Annotated in this window: 16 protein-coding genes and 1 tRNA gene; 14 read left to right on the top strand and 3 right to left on the bottom strand. The window is 65.7% G+C overall.

Going from position 1 to position 19,619, the window contains the following annotated elements; genetic code table 11:
- The first annotated feature begins 10 nt into the window (after nt 1–10).
- The 12 genes from hisF to pyk all read left to right on the top strand — a co-directional run bounded on the left by hisF (nt 11) and on the right by pyk (nt 15,161).
- A complete protein-coding gene (hisF, locus tag EDD25_RS01175) occupies nt 11–772 on the top strand; it encodes an imidazole glycerol phosphate synthase subunit HisF (RefSeq protein WP_134171660.1) in 762 nt (253 codons plus the stop codon).
- Nucleotides 772–1,131 carry a phosphoribosyl-AMP cyclohydrolase gene (gene hisI, locus EDD25_RS01170; protein WP_134171659.1) on the top strand — a complete coding sequence of 120 codons (360 nt, stop codon included), beginning with the start codon at nt 772–774 and terminating at the stop codon, nt 1,129–1,131. Before hisF ends, hisI begins: the two co-directional genes overlap by 1 nt.
- A complete protein-coding gene (locus EDD25_RS01165) occupies nt 1,128–2,651 on the top strand; it encodes an anthranilate synthase component I (RefSeq protein WP_134171658.1) in 1,524 nt (507 codons plus the stop codon). The genes hisI and EDD25_RS01165 overlap by 4 nt, the downstream gene beginning before the upstream one ends.
- 3 nt (nt 2,652–2,654) lie before the next feature.
- Nucleotides 2,655–3,281: a Trp biosynthesis-associated membrane protein gene (locus tag EDD25_RS01160; protein ID WP_134171657.1), complete on the top strand. Its 627-nt coding sequence runs from the start codon at nt 2,655–2,657 to the stop codon at nt 3,279–3,281.
- A 57-nt stretch (nt 3,282–3,338) separates the two neighbouring features.
- On the top strand, nt 3,339–3,569 hold the full coding sequence (locus EDD25_RS01155; protein ID WP_134171656.1) for a DUF6704 family protein: 231 nt from the start codon (nt 3,339–3,341) through the stop codon (nt 3,567–3,569).
- Nucleotides 3,570–3,573: 4 nt separating this feature from the next.
- The gene (gene trpC / locus EDD25_RS01150; protein WP_134171655.1) at nt 3,574–4,344 is read left to right on the top strand and encodes an indole-3-glycerol phosphate synthase TrpC; all 771 of its coding nucleotides are present in this window, start codon (nt 3,574–3,576) and stop codon (nt 4,342–4,344) included.
- A gap of 9 nt (nt 4,345–4,353) precedes the next feature.
- Nucleotides 4,354–5,589, top strand: a complete 1,236-nt coding sequence (gene trpB / locus EDD25_RS01145; RefSeq protein ID WP_241986328.1) for a tryptophan synthase subunit beta — start codon at nt 4,354–4,356, stop codon at nt 5,587–5,589.
- Nucleotides 5,586–6,422 carry a tryptophan synthase subunit alpha gene (trpA, locus tag EDD25_RS01140; RefSeq protein WP_134171653.1) on the top strand — a complete coding sequence of 279 codons (837 nt, stop codon included), beginning with the start codon at nt 5,586–5,588 and terminating at the stop codon, nt 6,420–6,422. The genes trpB and trpA overlap by 4 nt, the downstream gene beginning before the upstream one ends.
- 86 nt (nt 6,423–6,508) lie before the next feature.
- Nucleotides 6,509–7,471, top strand: a complete 963-nt coding sequence (gene lgt / locus EDD25_RS01135) for a prolipoprotein diacylglyceryl transferase (RefSeq protein WP_134171652.1) — start codon at nt 6,509–6,511, stop codon at nt 7,469–7,471.
- A gap of 142 nt (nt 7,472–7,613) precedes the next feature.
- On the top strand, nt 7,614–12,191 hold the full coding sequence (gene gltB, locus EDD25_RS01130) for a glutamate synthase large subunit (RefSeq protein WP_134171651.1): 4,578 nt from the start codon (nt 7,614–7,616) through the stop codon (nt 12,189–12,191).
- Complete coding sequence (locus EDD25_RS01125) at nt 12,184–13,641, top strand: glutamate synthase subunit beta (protein ID WP_134171650.1); 1,458 nt, start codon at nt 12,184–12,186, stop codon at nt 13,639–13,641. The genes gltB and EDD25_RS01125 overlap by 8 nt, the downstream gene beginning before the upstream one ends.
- A 74-nt stretch (nt 13,642–13,715) precedes the next feature.
- Complete coding sequence (pyk, locus tag EDD25_RS01120; protein ID WP_134171649.1) at nt 13,716–15,161, top strand: pyruvate kinase; 1,446 nt, start codon at nt 13,716–13,718, stop codon at nt 15,159–15,161.
- Between the two features lie 85 nt (nt 15,162–15,246).
- Here the strand turns inward: pyk and EDD25_RS01115 are convergent, their stop codons facing one another.
- Both EDD25_RS01115 and EDD25_RS01110 read right to left on the bottom strand, forming a co-directional pair.
- Nucleotides 15,247–17,352, bottom strand: coding sequence for a YhgE/Pip domain-containing protein (locus EDD25_RS01115; RefSeq protein WP_134171648.1), 2,106 nt, complete (start codon nt 17,350–17,352; stop codon nt 15,247–15,249).
- Complete coding sequence (locus EDD25_RS01110) at nt 17,352–17,966, bottom strand: hypothetical protein (RefSeq protein WP_134171647.1); 615 nt, start codon at nt 17,964–17,966, stop codon at nt 17,352–17,354. The genes EDD25_RS01115 and EDD25_RS01110 overlap by 1 nt, the downstream gene beginning before the upstream one ends.
- Nucleotides 17,967–18,114: 148 nt before the next feature.
- Here EDD25_RS01110 and EDD25_RS01105 point away from each other — a divergent pair, with 148 nt between their 5' ends.
- The gene (locus tag EDD25_RS01105) at nt 18,115–18,720 is read left to right on the top strand and encodes a TetR/AcrR family transcriptional regulator (protein ID WP_166671156.1); all 606 of its coding nucleotides are present in this window, start codon (nt 18,115–18,117) and stop codon (nt 18,718–18,720) included.
- 93 nt (nt 18,721–18,813) lie between these two features.
- On the opposite strand, the gene EDD25_RS01100 is transcribed toward EDD25_RS01105, so the two are convergent.
- A tRNA-Leu gene (locus EDD25_RS01100) sits at nt 18,814–18,896 on the bottom strand.
- A gap of 38 nt (nt 18,897–18,934) precedes the next feature.
- On the opposite strand from EDD25_RS01100, the gene EDD25_RS01095 reads away from it, so the two are divergent.
- Entirely contained in the window at nt 18,935–19,540 is a 606-nt protein-coding gene (locus tag EDD25_RS01095) for an ANTAR domain-containing response regulator (RefSeq protein ID WP_134171645.1), read from the top strand.
- Nucleotides 19,541–19,619 lie beyond the last annotated feature (79 nt).

Genomic DNA, 19,619 nt, shown 5'->3' with positions numbered 1-19,619 from the left:
GGATCCCGACATGAGCCTCTCCGTGCGAGTCATTCCCTGCCTCGACGTGGCCAACGGGCGTGTGGTGAAGGGGGTCAACTTCAAGAACCTTCGCGACGCCGGTGACCCCGTCGAACTCGCGAGGATGTACTACGAGCAGGGCGCCGACGAACTCACGTTCCTCGACGTCACCGCAACCGTCGACAACCGCTCCACGACATACGACGTCGTGCGGGCCACCGCGGAGCAGGTCTTCATCCCGCTCACGGTCGGCGGCGGTATCCGCAGCGTCGAAGACGTGTCCCGTCTGCAGGCCAGCGGCGCCGACAAAGTCGGCATCAACAGTGCCGCGATCGCCCGCCCGGCGCTGATCACCGAAATCGCCGACCGCTTCGGCGCGCAGGTCATCGTGCTCTCCCTCGACGTGAAGCGCAGCGACCGCACCGAGTCCGGCTTCATCGTCACCACTCACGGTGGTCGCACCGAGACGGATATCGACGCCGTCGCGTGGGCGAGGCAGGCCATCGAACTGGGTGCGGGGGAGCTGCTCATCAACTCCATCGACGCCGACGGAACAAAGCAGGGGTTCGACACGGAGCTCATCGCCCTGATGCACTCCATCAGCCGCGTCCCCGTGATCGCCTCCGGCGGCGCCGGGCGGGTCGAAGACTTCCCGCCCGCCATCCGGGCGGGCGCGGACGCTGTGCTCGCGGCATCCGTCTTCCACGGCCAAATTCTTACAATTGGTGACGTCAAGCGAGAGCTGGCGGATGCCGGAATGCAGGTGCGCTGATGACGAACGACACACGATTCGACGCTGCGGTCTACAACTCCGTCGGCCTGCTCCCCGCCGTGATTCAGCAGTGGGACACGGGCGAGGTGCTCATGCTCGGGTGGATGGACCAGGAGGCGCTGCGGCGCACGGTCACCGAGGGACGCGTGACCTTCTGGTCGCGCAGTCGCCAGGAATACTGGCGCAAGGGTGACACCTCCGGCCACGCCCAATACGTGCACTCGGCCGCGCTGGACTGCGACAACGACACCCTGCTCGTGCGGGTCGACCAGGTCGGTGTGGCCTGCCACACCGGAACCCGCACATGCTTTGACGGTCGGGAACTCGACGTCGTCGCGATGGAACGGCCCGCGAAATGACGGCCGGGTCGACGACGAACGGCCAGTTCGCCGCACTTCTCGGCGCCCACCGCGTCATCCCGGTGATTCGGGAGCTCTTTGCCGACGGTGAAACGCCGGTGGGCATCTATCGCAAACTTGCCGCCGAAAAGCCCGGCAGCTTTCTGCTGGAGTCCGCCGAGCAGGGCGGAATCTGGTCACGCTTCTCCTTCGTGGGGGTGTCGTCCTTCGGCGTGCTCACCCAGGAGGGCGCAGAGACCCGGTGGATCGACTACGGCATCTCCGCGGACCGCGCGCTCGGTGATGCCGCCGCCCTCGGGCCGCTCGCCGCCCTCGACTACCTGTTCGAACGCTGGCAGACGCCGCGTTTGGCCGCGCACCCGCCCCTGACCGGCGGCCTCGTCGGCTTCATCGGATGGGAAGCCATCCGCCAGATCGAAAAGCTGCCGCACCAGCCGCCGGCAGACTACGACGTGCCGGGCCAATCCTTCAGTTTCGTGGCCGATCTGGTGGTGCTCGACCACAAGTACGGCACAGTGCAGCTCATCGCCAACGTGCTCAACGACGGTACCGACACGCCCGACGAACTCTGGTCCGCCGCACAGTCCCGACTCGACTCCCTTCAGGCCCGCCTCGCCGCGCCCAGCGAGACCTGGCTGGCCGAGGTTGACCTCACGACCCCGGCGCACCCGAGCAACCGCACCACGCGCGACGAATTTCTTGCCTCCGTCAGGACGGCCAAGGAACATGTCGTGGCCGGCGACGTCTTTCAGGTCGTCATTTCGCAGCGTTTTGACCTGGAGTGCACCGCGCACCCGATCGACGTGTACCGGGTGCTGCGCAGCCTCAACCCGAGCCCGTACATGTACCTGCTGAGCCTGGAATCACCCACTGGTGAGCCCTACTGGATTGTGGGTTCGTCGCCGGAGGCCCTCGTCAAGATACAGAACGGACGAGTTTTCACCCACCCGATCGCGGGATCCAAGCCGCGCGGAAGCACGCCGGAGGCCGACGCCGACTTTGCCGACGAACTCGCCGCCGACGCGAAGGAGGGCGCGGAACACCTCATGCTTGTTGACCTCGCTCGCAACGACCTTCTCAAGGTCTGCGCGGCCGGCTCCGTGGAAGTCACCGAATTCAAACGAATCGAGCGGTTCAGCCACATCATGCACCTCGTCTCCTCGGTCGAGGGCGACATGCTCCCCGATAAGACGGCCATCGACGTCTTCCGGGCGGCCTTCCCCGCCGGCACGCTCTCCGGGGCGCCGAAACCGCGAGCGCTCGACGTCATCGACGCGCTCGAGCCGGCCCAGCGGGGTGTCTATGGGGGAGTTGTGGGCTACTTCGGCTTCGCCGGGGACGCCGACCTCGCCATCGCGATCCGCACGGCCACCATCAAGGACGGTGTCGCCCGGGTGCAGGCCGGAGGAGGAGTGGTGCTTGATTCCGACCCCGCCTCCGAGTATCAGGAATCACAGAACAAGGCAGCCGCCCCGCTCCGAGCGGTGGCCGTTGCCAACGCGATGCGCCGGGTGGACTAAATCATGGCCGGAGTCCTGTCCCACACGCCGCCGCGCCGGGTGAAGCTCATCTTCATTCTGCTCGTGCTGGTTGCGAGCACCCTCGCGCTCCTCGCGTGGACGCAGGTGTGGGTGAACGCCGTCGTCGCCGAAACCGGTGTGGATGCCCTTACCCTGGCCGTCGATGGGTCGGACGCCGCCCCCGCGGTCACGGCGCTGGCCCTGGCAGGCTTCGCGCTGGGAGGTGCGCTCACCATCGCGGGTCGCAGCATTCGCGTGGTTCTCGGCGTCCTCGAAATTCTCCTGGCGGTGTCCGTCTTCCTTTCCGCATACCTGGTCCTCGGTAATCCCGCCCTCGCGAGCGCCCCCGCCGTCACCGCGGCCACCGGAATCGCCGGAACAGAGTCGATTCTTGCTGCCGTCGCGTCGGCCTCGGTGACGCCGTGGCCCTACGTCGCGCTTGCGGCATCCGTCATAATGTTCGTGACCGGTGCGGGAATCATCGCCACGGCGTCGCGCTGGCCGGGCCCGACCACCAGGTACCAGACCACCCGCCTCGTGCCGGCTGCCGGTTCCCCGACCGGGGGCTCCGAGCCCGATGCTGTCGTGGACTGGGACGACCTCAGCCGCGGCGAGGACCCGACTGCCTAGACCGGTCGAGCCCGCCCACTAGAATGTAAACGTTCGTCAACGCACAAAAGGAGATTCATGAGCATCGACGCGTCAGACCCGGGTCACGGCCACTCACCGGCCGCCTGGACCGCAGTCATCATCATGCTGCTGGCTTTCACGATCGGCACCGCTGCCTTCTTTTTCGTGATCCCGTGGCTCGTATGGGCCTCCTTCGGGCTCCTGCTCGTCGGCGCCGCTGTCGGCTGGATCATGACCAAGGCCGGCTACGGCGTCGGTGACATGACCGCTGCACCGCACGGTCACTGACCGAGTGCTCTCCGAGCTACTGGCCGGCGCGATAGCCGATGCCGAAGAACGCCGCCTCAACCGCACCTTTGCCGACGTCGAAGCCGCGGCACTGGATCGTCCGGCCGCTCTCGACGCCCTGGCGGCGCTCGCGCCCGCCGACCGCGTCAAGATCATCGCCGAGATCAAGCGTGCGAGTCCGTCCCGCGGGGCACTCGCCGACATCGTCGACCCCGCAGCCCTCGCGGCCTCGTATGAGGCCGGGGGAGCGAGCGCCATCAGCGTACTCACCGAAGGGCGCCGCTTCCTCGGAACGCTCGACGACCTCGAACAGGTTCGCGCGGCCGCCACGATCCCCGTGCTCCGCAAGGATTTCATCGGAACGCCGTACCAGGTGCTCGAAGCCCGCGCGGCGGGTGCCGATCTCGTGCTGCTCATCGTCGCGGCGCTGGATCAGCCAACGTTGCTGTCCCTGCACGACCTGATTCGTGAGCTGGGTATGACGGCGCTCGTCGAAACCCACAGTGGCGATGAGGTGAACCGTGCCCTCGACATCGGCGCAAGCCTGGTCGGGGTCAATGCCCGCAACCTCTCCACCTTCACCCTCGACCCAGACCTGTTCGGTTCCCTGGCCGATCGGATTCCCTCCGGTGTGGTGCGTGTCGCCGAGTCCGCCGTCAAGACGGCCGCCGACGTCGCCCACTACCGCTCCGCCGGGGCCGACGTCGTGCTCGTCGGTGAAGCGCTCGTCACGAGCGACCCCATCCGCACCCTCTCCGAATTTTTGGCGGTATAAAACATGCCCGTGAATTCCCAGCCCACAAGCGCCCAGCCCCTGAGCGAACGCTCCGGCCCGTACTTCGGTGATTTCGGAGGTCGCTTCGTCCCGGAGTCCCTCGTGGCCGCCCTGGACGAGCTCACGGCAGAGTACGACCTGGCCAGGAAGGACCCGGCCTTCGCGGCTGAGCTCATGGAGCTCCACCGCAGCTACACGGGACGGCCGTCGATCATCACCGAGGTGCCCCGTTTCGCCGAGCACGCCGGTGGCGCTCGCATCATCCTCAAGCGAGAAGACCTGAACCACACGGGGTCGCACAAGATCAACAATGCCCTCGGGCAGGCGCTGCTCACCAAGCGCATCGGCAAGACGCGCGTCATCGCCGAGACGGGTGCCGGCCAGCACGGCGTGGCCACGGCCACCGTCGCCGCGCTCTTCGGACTCGAATGCGTCGTCTATATGGGCGAGGTGGATACCGAGCGCCAGGCGCTGAACGTAGCTCGCATGCGCCTGCTCGGCGCCGAGGTCGTTCCGGTGAAGACCGGGTCCCGCACCCTCAAAGACGCCATCAACGACGCCATGCGCGACTGGGTGACGAACGTCGAGAACACCAACTACATCTTCGGAACCGTTGCCGGACCGCATCCGTTCCCGACCATGGTTCGCGACTTCCAGAAAATCATCGGTGACGAGGCCCGCCAACAGGTTCTCGACCTGACCGGCACGCTCCCGGATGCCGTCACCGCGTGCGTCGGCGGCGGCTCGAACGCCATGGGTATTTTCCACGCCTTCCTCGACGACCCGGACGTTGCGCTCTACGGTTACGAGGCTGCCGGCGATGGTGCCGAAACGCCCCGCCACGCCGCGACCCTCACCAAGGGACGCCCGGGGGTGCTCCACGGTGCCCGCAGCTTCCTGCTGCAGGACGAGGACGGCCAGACGGTTGAGTCCTATTCGATCTCGGCCGGCCTGGACTATCCCGGCGTCGGGCCTGAGCATGCGTGGCTCGCGAGCATCGGCCGGGCGAGCTATCTCCCGGTCACCGACTCCGAGGCGATGTCTGCGCTGCGCCTGCTCAGCCGTACCGAGGGAATCATCCCCGCCATTGAATCGGCCCACGCCCTCGCCGGAACCCTGGAACTCGGGCGCACGTTGGGACCGGATGCGACCATCCTCGTGAACCTGAGCGGCCGCGGAGACAAGGACATGGCAACCGCAGCTCGGTACTTTGAGCTCGTCGACGAAGGTGCAGAACAGTCATGAGCAACGCCACAAACCACGCCGCGGCCGGCCACACGGTCGTGAGCGCCGTGGAGACGACGATCGCCCGGCGCCGCGAAGCGGGAAGTGGGGCCCTCATCGGCTACCTTCCCGTTGGCTTCCCGAGCCTTACCGAGAGCATCGACGCCGCAGTGGCCCTCGCCGCCAATGGCGTCGACATCATCGAGCTCGGTCTCCCCTATTCCGACCCGGTCATGGACGGCCCGGTCATTCAGGTCGCCACACAGAAGGCCCTGGCCGGCGGGTTCCGCCTGCGCCACGGCTTCGAAGCCGTCGCGGCCATCACCGCCCAGGTGAGCGCCCCGGTCCTCGTCATGACCTACTGGAACCCGGTTGTACAGTACGGCGTCGACCGGTTCGCCGATGACCTGCTCGCCGCGGGCGGCGCGGGCCTCATCACCCCCGACCTGATTCCCGACGAGGCGAGCGAATGGCTCGCTGCGAGCGAGCGGACCGGACTCGACCGGGTGTTCCTGGCCGCACCGTCCTCCTCGGACGCGCGTCTCCAGCAGGCCATCGCGGCAAGCCGTGGATTCGTCTACGCGGTATCCACCATGGGTACCACGGGCGCGCGCGCCGGCGTCGATTCCGCCGCTCGCATACTGGTTGAGCGCTTGCGTGCCGCCGGTTCCACGAGCGCGTGCGTCGGCCTGGGAATCTCCACGCCGGAACAGGTACGCGAAATTCTCGGCTACGCCGACGGTGCCATTGTGGGTTCAGCCCTCGTGAAGGCCCTCGCGGACGGCGGGGTTCCTGCGGTCGCAGCGCTCGCCCTGGCCCTCTCTGAGGGCACACGCGACATTCGCACACTCTAGAATAAATTCACTGATCGACCGCGGAAACCACAGCTTCTACGGTTTTGAGCGTCCTGTAATCTCCGGAAGGTAATACTGATTTGTCTATGCCCCTGAGCATCCCGAGTCCGGGCCCCGAGTGGAGTTCCTTCAGCGTGGGACCGCTCACCATCCACGCCTACGCCCTCTGCATCCTCGCCGGAATCATCCTGGCCACGATGATCACGTCACGCCGCCTCACCAAGCGCGGCGCCGAGCCGGGAGTCGTACTCGACATCATCCTCTGGGCTGTTCCGCTCGGCATCGTCGGCGCACGCGTCTATCACGTGCTCACACACCCGGGCGATTACTTCTACGACGGAGCCGACCTCTGGGACACGGTGAAGATCTGGGAGGGCGGTAACGCCATCTTCGGGTCCCTCATCGGAGGCGCCATCGGGGCCTACATCGGCTGCCGTCAGACGGGAGTACGTTTCTGGTCCTTCGCGGATGCGGTCGCTCCGGCCATGCTCATCGCCCAGGCCACCGGGCGCCTCGGCAACTGGTTCAATCACGAACTCTTCGGCGTGCCGACCACCCTCCCGTGGGGCCTGGAAATTGAATCCACCAACCCGGCCTATCCGGTGGGACTTCCCCCGGAGACGCTCTTCCACCCCACGTTCCTGTATGAGATGATCTGGAATGTCGTCGGCGTTTTCGTCATCCTGATGCTTGAACGACGCATCAACCTGCGCTGGGGAAAGGCCATCGCCGTCTACCTGATCTGGTACGGAGTCGGGCGCAGCTTCTTCGAGACGATCCGCATCGACCCGAGCGAGATCTACTTCGGGATTCGCACCAACGTGTGGGCCGCCTTCGGAGCCATCGTGCTCGGCATCATCATCTTCCTGGTCCAACGTCGGGCGCATCCGGGGCTCGAGCCCAGCGCCTGCGTACCCGGCCGCGAATGGGTAGCTCCTGATCCTGATGTAGAATCACAAGACACTGATCCGGACCCTGAGGATCACGGCGCCGAGGCCGAAGGGTCCGACGCACGCAACGCGCCCACAGCCACAAGCAACCGCGGGTAGCGCCTCTCCACACACGTAACTCCGGCCAGGCCAACCCCATCACCCGGTCCACCCGCGCGCACCGCCCCGGGTTAGCGTGTATTTTCCTTCCAGCGGGCCAGCGTCGTCCCTCCCTGCCAGTCATTTCGTGAGGACGGTCTCAATGACGCAGAACTCTCTTTACTCCAAATTCAGCACGATGCCGGCCAAACAGGGTCTGTACGATCCGGCGGCCGAGCGTGATGCCTGTGGTCTGGCTATGGTCGCCACCCTTCGAGGCACCGCCGGTCACGACATCATTGCGCTGGCCCTGGACGCCCTCCGCAACCTCGAGCACCGCGGCGCCGTCGGCTCCGACGCCGGCACGGGTGACGGCGCCGGCATAGTCACGCAGGTCCCGGATGCCTTCCTCCGCGATGTCACCGACTTCGAGTTGCCCCCCGTGGGGCGGTACGCCGTGGGTAACGTGTTCCTGCCGACCGACCCAACGGCACGCACGAGCATCAAACGCGCCATAAACCGCAAGGCGGGTGAGGAAAACCTCGATGTTCTCGGCTGGCGCGAGGTGCCGGTGCGTCCCGATCAGCTGGGGAACCTGGCGCGCGCCGCCATGCCTGCGATCCAGCAGCTGTTTGTGCAGAGCCGCCTCACGGACGAAGCCGGCGACACCGTCGGCGACATCGCTCTCGACCGCCAGGCGCTGCGCCTGCGCAAACGTGCCGAGCGCGAGCTTGAGCTGTACTTCCCCTCGCTGTCCTGCCGAACCCTGGTCTACAAGGGAATGGTGACGTCCCTGCAGCTCGAACCGTTCTACCCCGATCTCTCGGACGAGCGCTTCGCCTCGACCCTGGCACTGGTACATTCGCGCTACTCCACCAACACGTTCCCGTCCTGGCCGCTCGCGCAGCCCTTCCGGATGATCGCGCACAATGGCGAGATCAACACGGTGCAGGGCAACCGCAACTGGATGAGTGCCCGCCAGTCACAGCTCGAATCCGTCGAACTCGGTGATCTCGCACCTCTGCTCCCGATCGTGACGCCCGGTGGCAGCGACTCCGCGTCCTTCGACGAGGTGGTCGAACTGCTGAGCCTGTCCGGTCGTTCCCTGCCCCACGCGGTCATGATGATGATGCCGGAGGCGTGGGAGAACCAGCCTGACCTTGACGCGCAGCGCCACGATTTCTACGAGTACCACTCGATGCTGATGGAGCCGTGGGACGGACCAGCCGCCATCGTCTTCACCGACGGAGCACTCGTCGGTGCCACGCTGGACCGCAACGGGCTGCGCCCCGGCCGATACCTCATTACCGATGACGGACTGGTCGTGCTGGCGAGCGAGATCGGTGTCCTCGACATCGACCCGAGCCGCGTGGTGCGCAAGGGCCGCCTGCGCCCCGGGAAGATGTTCCTCGTGGACACGGTTGCCGGCCGCATCATCGAAGACGACGAAATCAAAGACGAACTGTCCGCCAGCAAGCCCTGGGGCGAATGGCTCGACGCCGGACGCATCAACCTCAAGGACCTGCCAGAACGTGAGCACATCGTGCACCCGCCGGCATCCGTTGTCCGTCGCCAGCGCACCTTCGGCTACACGGAAGAAGAGGTGCGCATCCTGCTTGCCCCGATGGCACGCACGGGGGCTGAGCCCCTCGGCGCGATGGGATCCGACACCCCCATCGCGGTACTGAGCGATCGACCCCGCCTCATGTTCGACTACTTCGCGCAGCAGTTCGCGCAGGTTACGAACCCGCCGCTCGACTCCATCCGCGAGGAAGTTGTCACGTCGCTCAAACTCGGGCTCGGCCCGGAGCGCAACCTTCTGCTCGCCGGCCCGGAGCACGCCCGCCAGGTCGTGCTTGACTTCCCGGTGATCAACAACGATGAACTGGCCAAGATCCAGCACATCGATCCGGCCATCGGCAGCCGCACCACCACGACCATCCGCGGACTCTATCGATTCGAGGAGGGCGCTGATGCGCTCTCCAGCCGCCTCGACGCCCTCTGCCTCGAGGTCGATGAGGCCATCGAGGGCGGGGCACTGTTCATCGTGCTCTCCGACCGTGACTCCAACAAGGACCTCGCGCCGATCCCGTCGCTCCTTATGATCGCGGCGGTTCATCACCACCTCATTCGCACCGAGAACCGGATGAAGGTCGGCCTGATCGTCGAAGCTGGCGATGTGCGCGAGGTGCACCACGTCGCCACCCTCATCGGGTACGGAGCTTCCGCGGTGAACCCGTACCTGGCCATGGAAACCTGCGAAGACCTCGTCCGCAGCGGCATGATCACGAACGTCACGCCCGAAAAGGCCGTGAACAACGTGATCAAGGCCCTTGGTAAGGGCGTGCTCAAGATCATGTCCAAGATGGGCATCTCGACCGTCTCGTCGTATGCGGGCGCGCAGGCGTTCGAAGCGGTCGGGCTCGGGCAGGAATTCGTCGACCAGTACTTCACGGGAACGACGACCAAGCTCGGCGGTGTCGGTATCGAGGTCATTGCGGCCGAGAACCTGCAGCGCCACGCGGTCGCATACCCGATGGATGCCGCCGTCACCGCTCATGAGCGCCTGCTCACCGGCGGCGAATACCAGTGGCGCCGCGACGGTGCACCGCACCTGTTCAACCCGGAGACGATCTTTCGCCTCCAGCACTCCACTCGCACGCGTCGGTACGACATCTTCCGCGAATACACGAAGCTCGTCGATGACCAGTCCGAAACGCTCATGACCCTTCGTGGAATGTTCAGCTTCAACAAGGGTGCCCGACGCCCGGTGCCGCTCGACGAGGTGGAATCCGTGTCCTCCATCGTGAAGCGTTTCTCCACCGGTGCGATGAGCTACGGTTCGATCTCCCAGGAGGCGCACGAGACCCTCGCCATCGCCATGAACAAGCTCGGTGGCCGTTCCAACACCGGTGAGGGCGGAGAAGACCTTGACCGGCTGCTCGACCCGGAACGTCGCAGCGCCGTCAAGCAGGTCGCCTCCGGACGTTTCGGCGTCACGAGCATGTACCTCACCCACGCCGACGACATCCAGATCAAACTCGCCCAGGGCGCGAAGCCCGGCGAGGGCGGCCAGCTACCGCCCACAAAGGTGTACCCGTGGATCGCCCGCACACGCAACGCCACCGCGGGCGTCGGCCTCATCTCGCCGCCCCCGCACCACGACATCTACTCGATCGAAGACCTCAAGCAGCTGATCTTCGACCTGAAGCGCGCCAATCCCAAGGCGCGCATCCACACGAAGCTCGTCAGCCAATCCGGCATTGGAGCGGTCGCGGCGGGTGTGGCGAAGGCGCTCTCCGACGTCATTCTGATCAGCGGCCACGACGGCGGAACGGGCGCCAGCCCGCTCAACTCCCTCAAACACGCCGGTACCCCCTGGGAACTGGGATTGGCTGAAACGCAGCAGACCCTCATGCTCAACGGCATGCGGAACCGCGTCGTCGTGCAGGTTGACGGCCAGTTGAAGACCGGGCGTGACGTCATCATCGGCGCCCTGCTCGGTGCCGAGGAATTCGGGTTCGCGACGGCTCCCCTCGTGGTGGAGGGCTGCATCATGATGCGGGTCTGTCACCTCGACACCTGCCCCGTTGGCGTTGCCACCCAGAACCCTGAGCTGCGCAAGCGTTTCACAGGGAAGGCGGAGTACGTCATCAACTTCTTCGAGTTCATCGCCCAGGAGGTGCGGGAGTATCTCGCAGAGCTGGGTTACCGCAGCCTCGACGAGGTCATCGGACACCGCGAACTGCTGGACGTGAACCGTGCCATGACGCATTGGAAGGCCTCCGGCCTTGACCTCGCTCCGATTCTGGTGGGCCCGGACTTCTCAGAGTCGGAACCTCGCCAGCATCAGCGTGGGCAGGAGCACGAGCTTGAACTGCATTTCGACAACGAGTTGATCCGTCGCAGCGCGAGCGTGCTGGCACACGGTGGCCAGGTGAAGATTGACCTTCCCATTCGCAACACGGAACGTGCCGTCGGGACCATGCTCGGACACGAGGTCACGCTGCGCCACGGCCAGAACGGCCTGCCGAACGGGTCTATCGAGGTCACCCTCACCGGTTCCGCCGGTCAGTCTTTTGGTGCGTTCCTGCCGAGCGGCATCACCTTGAAGCTTGAGGGCGATTCCAATGACTATGTGGGCAAAGGACTCTCGGGCGGCCAGATCGTCGTGCTCCCTGACCGCAGCAGCGTGTTCCCGGCCGAGGACAACGTGATCGCCGGAAACGTGATTGGTTATGGTGCCACGCAGGGCAGCATGTTCATTCGCGGCATGGTGGGTGAACGTTTCCTCGTGCGCAACTCCGGAGCGACCGCGGTCGTTGAGGGTGTGGGCGACCACGCGCTGGAGTACATGACCGGCGGCCTCGCCGTCATCCTCGGCAGCACGGGACGTAACTTCGGTGCCGGCATGTCCGGCGGTACCGCGTACGTGTACGGTCTTCACGCGCAACTCGTCAACTCCAATGCGCTCGACTCCGGGGAGCTCACGCTGTCGGCGCTCGGAAGCGCTGACCGTGAGATTGTGCGCGACCTGCTGGAGCAGCACCGTGACCAGACCGGTTCCACCCTGGCCGAGCGTATGTTGACCAATTTGGACGAAACCATGAGCACATTCGTCAAGGTTCTGCCGCGTGACTACGCGGCCGTGTTGGCGACCAGACAGTCCGCCGTCGATGAGGGACTCGATCCCGACGGTGACGTTGTCTGGAATCGAATTTTGGAGGTAACCAATGGCTGATCCGAAGGGATTCCTCAAGACGACCGAACGCGAGCTTCCGGCCCGTCGGCCGGTGGCGATCCGTTTGATGGATTGGAAAGAGGTCTACGAGCAGGGCGACTCCGCCGTGCTCAAGCGGCAGGCCGGTCGGTGCATGGATTGCGGCGTACCGTTCTGCCAGCAGGGCTGCCCCCTGGGCAACCTCATTCCGGAGTGGAACGACCTGGTCTGGCGGGACGAGGGCCGTCAGGCCATCGAACGCCTGCACGCGACCAACAACTTTCCGGAGTTCACCGGCCGGCTGTGCCCTGCTCCATGCGAGTCGTCCTGCGTGCTCGGGATCAGCCAGCCGGCCGTCACCATCAAGCAGGTGGAGGTCTCGATCATCGACCAGGCCTTCGCCAAGGGATGGGTGCAGCCGCAGCCTCCCGGACGCCTGACCGGCAAGACGGTTGCCGTTGTCGGCTCGGGGCCCGCGGGCCTCGCCGCCGCGCAGCAGCTCACCCGCGCCGGACACACGGTGGCCGTGTTCGAACGTGATGACCGCATCGGTGGCTTGCTGCGGTACGGGATTCCCGACTTCAAGATGGAGAAGAAGCATCTGGAGATTCGGCTCGCCCAGATGACCGCGGAGGGAACGCGTTTCCGCGCCGGTGTCAACATTGGCGTCGACATTACCTGGGACGACCTGCGTGCCCGCTACGACGCCGTTGTGGTGGCCACGGGCGCCATGGTGCCCCGGGACCTGCCAATCCCCGGGCGCGACCTTCCTGGCGTGCACTTTGCGATGGAATACCTCGTTCAGCAGAACAGGGTTGGTGCCGGCGGAACAATTGCCGACCAGATCACGGCCGAGGGCAAGCACGTGGTTGTTCTGGGCGGTGGCGACACCGGGTCGGACTGTATCGGCACCGCTCACCGTCACCTCGCTGCATCCGTCACGAACCTCGCGATCGGAAAGCAGCCGGGGACGTCTCGTCCAGAAAACCAGCCGTGGCCCATGGCGCCGACACTCTTCGAGGTGTCCAGCGCCCACGAGGAGGGCGGAACTCGCGAGTACCTCGCATCGACGGTTGAATTCTTGTCGAATGACGTCGGCGAGGTGCGGGCGATCCGCATCGCGGAGACCGAATACATGGACGGACGCCGTGTGCCCAAGGCGGGCACGGAACGGGAAATTCCCGCGGATCTCGTGCTGCTCGCCCTCGGCTTCACCGGTCCGGAGGCGACTGACCTCGAGCATCAGCTGAACCTTCCGTTCACGGACCGGGGTAATGTCGAACGCGGCACGGATTACCAGACCAGTCACGAGGGAGTCTTCGTCGCCGGAGACGCCGGTCGTGGGCAGTCCCTCATCGTGTGGGCCATCGCGGAGGGCCGCGCGGCGGCCGCAGCCGTCGACACGTTCCTCGAGGGCGAAACACACCTCCCGTCACCGGTCAAACCCACTGACGGGGCCATGGCGATCTAGGCCCTTCCCCTTTTTTCATTTGTTCGAACAGAGTCACAATGCGCCGATGGCGCAGAAACCGGAGATCCTCCAGCATGAGACGCGCCAAAATCGTCGCCACCCTCGGGCCGGCAGCTGCCAGCTACGAGCAGATCAGGGCGCTCATCGACGCGGGCGTTGACGTCTGTCGCATGAACCTCAGCCACGGCACCTATCAGGTGCACGAAGGCGTGTACGCCAACGTGCGGAAGGCCGCAAACGACTCCGGCCGCGCCGTGGCTGTGATGGTGGACCTGCAGGGCCCGAAGATTCGCCTGGGCAAGTTTGAGGGCGGCCCGTACAACCTCGCGGTCGGCGACATTTTCAAGATCACGACCGAAGACGTACTCGGCACCCAGGAACTGTCCGGAACCACGTTCAAGGGCCTGCCCAACGACGTCAAGCCCGGTGATTTCCTTCTCATCGACGACGGCAAGGTCAAGGTTGAGGTCGTCGAAACGGATGGCGTCGTCGTCACGACCAAGGTGATCGTCGCCGGCCCCGTCTCCAATAACAAGGGCATCAACCTTCCCGGCGTTGCGGTCAACGTGCCCGCACTGTCGGACAAGGACGAAGCGGACCTGCGTTGGGGACTGCGCCTCGGCACCGACCTGATCGCGCTGTCATTCGTGCGCAACGCCGAGGACATCACGCGCGTGCACGAGATCATGGCGGAAGAAGGACGTCGCGTTCCCGTCATCGCCAAGATCGAGAAGCCGCAGGCCGTAGAAAACCTTGAGGAAATCATCGACGCGTTTGACGCGATCATGGTTGCCCGTGGAGACCTTGGCGTCGAGCTTCCGCTTGAGGCCGTTCCGATCGTGCAGAAGCAGGCCGTTGAGATCGCTCGCCGTATGGCGAAGCCGGTTATCGTGGCGACGCAGATGCTGGAATCGATGATCCTCAGCCCCGTTCCGACCCGCGCCGAGACCTCCGACGTCGCCAACGCCGTGCTCGATGGTGCCGACGCCGTGATGCTCAGCGGCGAAACCAGCGTGGGGGAGTACCCGGTTGTTACGGTGCAGACCATGGCGCGCATTGTCGAATCGACCGAGATTCACGGACTCGAACGCATCGGTAAGCTCACGAACAAGCCGCGCACCCAGGGCGGGGCGATCACCCTCGCCGCGATCGAGGTCGCAGAATTCGTTGAGGCGAAGTACCTGTGCATCTTCACCGAGTCGGGCGACTCCGCCAGGCGCATGTCGCGTCTGCGGTCCAATATCCCGATGCTCGCCTTCACGCCTGATCCCGGCATCCGTCGCCGTTTGGCGTTGACGTGGGGCGTGCAGACGTACCTTGTTGATCCCGTGACGCACACGGACGCCATGTTCGGACAGGTTGACGACATGCTTCTGGGCCAGGGCCTCGCAGAGGTCGGAGACAAGGTTGTTGTCATCTCCGGTTCCCCTCCCGGAATCGTGGGATCCACCAACGACATTCGCGTGCACTGCGTGGGTGACGCCCACAACGAGGTCGCACCGGCGTACGTGAAGCGGTAATCCGGGTCACACCGCGAACGAGGAAGAGCCCCGCCCCACGTCGACTCGACGTGGGGCGGGGCTCTTCTCACGCCCGCACCGCGCACTAGCCGATCAGGCTCGGTCGCAGGTCACGCAGGGTGCGGAAATGTGTCATTCGGATGACGCCGACGAGCGTGAGTACCAGCGCGCCCACCAGCCACAGCACCAGAACGCCGGCATCGGCCCAGGCGGTAGCCGGGGTTCCGCCGTACATCAGTTGGCGGATGCCGTCGACGGCGTAACTCATCGGCATAATGTGGTGCAGCCAATCGAGCGGGAACGGCAACGTCTGCCAGGGGAAGGTGCCTCCCGCCGTCACCAGTTGAACGACCATCAGCACGAGGCCAATGAACTGTCCGACGCTGCCCAGCCAGACGTTGAGGGCGAGAATGATGGCCGCAAACGTGAGGGCGGCGAGGCCCATCATCGCGTAGGTGCCCCCCGGATTGTGAACGGTGAAGCCGAGAGCGCCTGCCACGATGGCGAACAGCACGGCCATCTGCACCATGCCGAGCAACCCGGGGGTCAGCCAGCCGGCGAGGGTGATCTTGACGGGGGAGTGCAGCGCGGTGATGGCGCGTCGCGAAACGGGCTTGACGATGAGGAACAGGGCATAGATTCCGATCCACCCGGCCAGGCTGATGAAGAACGGAGCGAGTCCTGCCCCGTACGTGCCCGCACTCGTCACGGCGGCCGTATTGAGGTCAACGGGGTCGGCGATGGTGGTGCCCTGCAGGGCGCGACTCTCCGGGTCAGAGGCGGGGATCTCATCCACACCGGACTGGAGTCCGTCGCGCAGGGTGGCCGCTCCGGTCGCCAGATCAGCCAGTCCGGTGCGCAGGTCCCCGGCTCCCGTATTCAGGGCTGCGGTTCCCGTGTCAAGCTTCGCACCTCCCTCGGCCGCTGTGGCGGCGCCGGTGTGCACGTCGGCCGCCCCGGTGGCCAGGGTGTGGGCTCCGGCTGCGGTCTGGTTGGCACCATCGGCTGCCTGGCCGGCGCCGACCTGCGTCTCGTGCGCCCCGTCCGCAAGCGTCGCCGCACCCGTGGCGCTCGCCCGCGCACCGGCGGAGACCTGGTCTCCCGCCGCGACCAGTTGATCGATCTGGGCGCCGGCGGACTGCAGGACGGTTCCTGCCGTGTCTATCCGTGCGCCGGGGGCGTCGAGCGTCGCGAGAACCGAGTCGATCTGTGCTGGCGTCAGCCCGTCCGAATCCAGCTGAGCGGCGATGCTGCGGCGCGCGGTGAGGAGCGCGGACGCGGCGTCGGCCGTGCTCTGGCCGGCGCCTGCCACAGCTCCGGAGAGTGCCGACTGTGCGGCGGCCAGTGAGGCGGCTCCCGTCGCAACCTGATCCGTGCCGGTGGCGAGTCGATCAGCCCCGGCAGCGACGGAGGTGGTGGCGTCCGCCACCTTGCCGGTGCCCTGCGCGACCGAGGCGGCCCCCGCATCGACCTGGCCCGCACCGGTCGCAAGCGTGCCGGTGGCCTCGTTGAGGGTGCCGAGGCCGCTGGAGAGGTCGTGCGCACCGATCGAGAGCTGCTCCGCGCCCGACACCAGGTCCTCGGCGCCGGTCGCAGCGGATGCCGCGCCGTCCGTGACCTCACCGGCTCCATCGGTGGCCTTGACGAGGCTGGAGCGTACGTCGGAGAGTCCGAGGAGGAAGCCGTCCGCGGCCTGCCTGTTGACCTTGGTCACGATGGCCGCGCGAATGGATTTGGCGGCCTGGGTACCGATCGTTGAGGCGAGGTAGCCCGTGGTGTCGTTGGTGGCCAGGGTGATGGTCGCCCGGTGCGGGGAATCACCCGCGGCGGAGACGATGGCGGTCGAGAAATCGGCCGGGATCGTGACGCTGAAGTCATAGATGGAGTCCGTGACCCCGGAGTGCGCCTTCGCTGCCGAGACGCGGTGCCACTCGAAATCCGCATCGGCGACGAGCTGGGTGGCCACCTCGTCGCCGTAGTTCTCTGGTGCACCGTCCTTCTCCGCGCCCGTGTCGGCGACGACGAGCGCGACCGGGACCCGGTCGAGCCCCGCGTAGGGATCCTGGTTGGCCCAGAGATAGAGGCCGCCGTAGACAACAGGCACGAGGAGAAGTGCGATCAGGGCGATCCGGGACATGGCCGTGGAGGTGAGGCGCGCCAGTTCGGCGCGCACCATGGCAAAGATCTTCATCAGGCAATTCCCTCAAGCTCGAACGTATGGGCGGAGATGGCGTGGGCGGAGGCATCCCCGGCGATGGCGAGAACCGCATAGCCGCGCGCAGCGAGGCCCTGTGCGATGGCCCACCAGCCCCGCGGGTTCCCGCCGTGCCGATCGGGGGAACAGAGCACGAGGCCTTCGACGCCCTCGCGACGCACGGCAAGTTCCGTGAGCAGGCGGATGCGGGCGTCGGGTCCCAGATTCGCCATGGCGGACTTCTCGTCGCTGCTCAGCCCGAGGTCCGCCAGGACCCGCAGCACGCTGCGGCGCGTTCCGACGCGCCCGGCAAACATCAGCTCTTCGGCAACGACCTGCGCCACCGTGACGTCATCGGCTGGTTCGCACACTCCCGGCGCGTCGATGAGGGCGACGCGTCGGCGCAGCGCGGAATAGTCCGTCGCCCCGTCGATGGTGACCCGACCCGCATCGGCGCGCATTCGTCCGCTCGCGATCAGGCCGAGTACCGTGGGCCGTCGCTCCGTTTCGGCGCGGGCCAGAGTCGCGGTTCCGCTGGAGAATTCAACGGATGTTGGCGGCAGGGAGGAATCGTTGGGTCCCTTGCTGACCGCAGAGAGAATGACATGCATATGTGTGCCCTCGACAAGTGCGTGTTCGGTGTGTGCGCGGACTATGGCCTGTCACGAAGATCGGACACGTGCGTCGCTGCAGGGCGTAGTTCAAACTATACTGACTAGTCAGTGCAGGATCAAGGAGACCACCGAGGGGCGGCAACAGATGGCACGCGAGACCAGATCAAAACGAGCGATCCTCGACGCGGCTCTCAGCCTCGCCGCCGAGCAGGGGATCAGCGGAACGTCCATGGACGATGTGGCCCAGCGTGCGGGAGTGGCCAAGGGCACGCTGTATTACAACTTCCCCTCTAAAGGCAAAATCTTCGAGGGCCTCCTGCTTGAGGGGATGTCAGCACTCACCGAGGCGCTCGCGGCTGCACGATCCGGAAAGTCGGGATGGGGGGCAATCGAGGCTCTGGTGGAAACCCTCCTTGAGCGCATTTCCGGCAACACCGCCCTCGCCAGGGTAATTGCGGGGGAGACCTTTCGGACGGACCGCACGTGGCAGGAATCGTCGTTTGAATTTCGACATGCCGCACTGGCTGAATTTGCGGCGGCGATCACGGAGGCTCTCCCACCGGACGCGCGCCCGGGCCGGGCCAAACTCATCGCCAGTGGCGTCTTCGGGGCAACATTGCTCGTGGGGCTCGAATGGCTCGTTTTCGATCCCGAACGCCCCAGGGAGGAGGTCGTACAGGCCATCCTCGCCACATTCTCGGGTCAGCTCACGAGCAGGGTCTCGTCGATCCGCGCGGAGAATATTGGTTAGCGGCGCGCCGTCGCCGCTCTCGAACTGCACGGTCGACTCAGATACAAACAGAAAAACCCCTGCCTGAGCAGGGGTTTTCTTTTTATTTAGCGGTACCGGTGGTGGGACTCGAACCCACACGTCCTTGCGAACAAAGCATTTTGAGTGCTCCGCGTCTACCATTCCGCCACACCGGCTCACATGTACTCGTCAAGAATACCGTAGGCTTTTGGGCGTGACCGACCAAGACAGCACCCCCAGCCCTCCCCGTCGCGTTGTCGTCGCGGAGGACGAGTCCCTTATCCGCCTCGACATCGTCGAAATTCTCCGTGACAACGGCTTCGAAGTCGTTGGTGAAGCCGGTGACGGAGAGACTGCGGTGGCGCTTGCGCGAGAACTCCGCCCCGACCTCGTGATCATGGACGTGAAGATGCCACAGCTCGACGGCATCAGCGCCGCCGAGCGCCTGTCCAAGGAACACATCGCCCCTGTCGTTCTCCTGACGGCATTCAGCCAGAAGGAGCTCGTCGAGCGTGCCACCGAGGCGGGAGCGCTCGCCTACGTGGTCAAGCCCTTCACGCCCAACGATCTGTTGCCCGCGATCGAGATCGCCCTCTCGCGCTATAGCCAGATCATCACGCTCGAGGCCGAGGTCGCCGACCTCGTCGAGCGGTTCGAGACTCGCAAGCTCGTCGACCGGGCCAAGGGCCTGCTCAACGAGAAAATGGGCCTGACCGAACCCGAGGCGTTCCGCTGGATCCAGAAGGCGTCCATGGACCGCCGTCTCACCATGCACGACGTCTCCCAGGCGATCATCGAGCAGCTCAGCGCGAAGAAGTAGACCCGCACCGATCAGCCGGTGGGTGGGTACTTCGGTGCCCAACCCACCGGCTGTGTGCGTCGTGCCCGCACTCCCCGAC

Origin of the sequence: Cryobacterium psychrophilum, assembly GCF_004365915.1 — a bacterium.
Lineage (GTDB): Bacteria > Actinomycetota > Actinomycetes > Actinomycetales > Microbacteriaceae > Cryobacterium > Cryobacterium psychrophilum.
The sequence above is the reverse complement of the archived record's forward strand: the minus strand, read 5'-3'. Positions and strand labels throughout refer to the sequence as shown.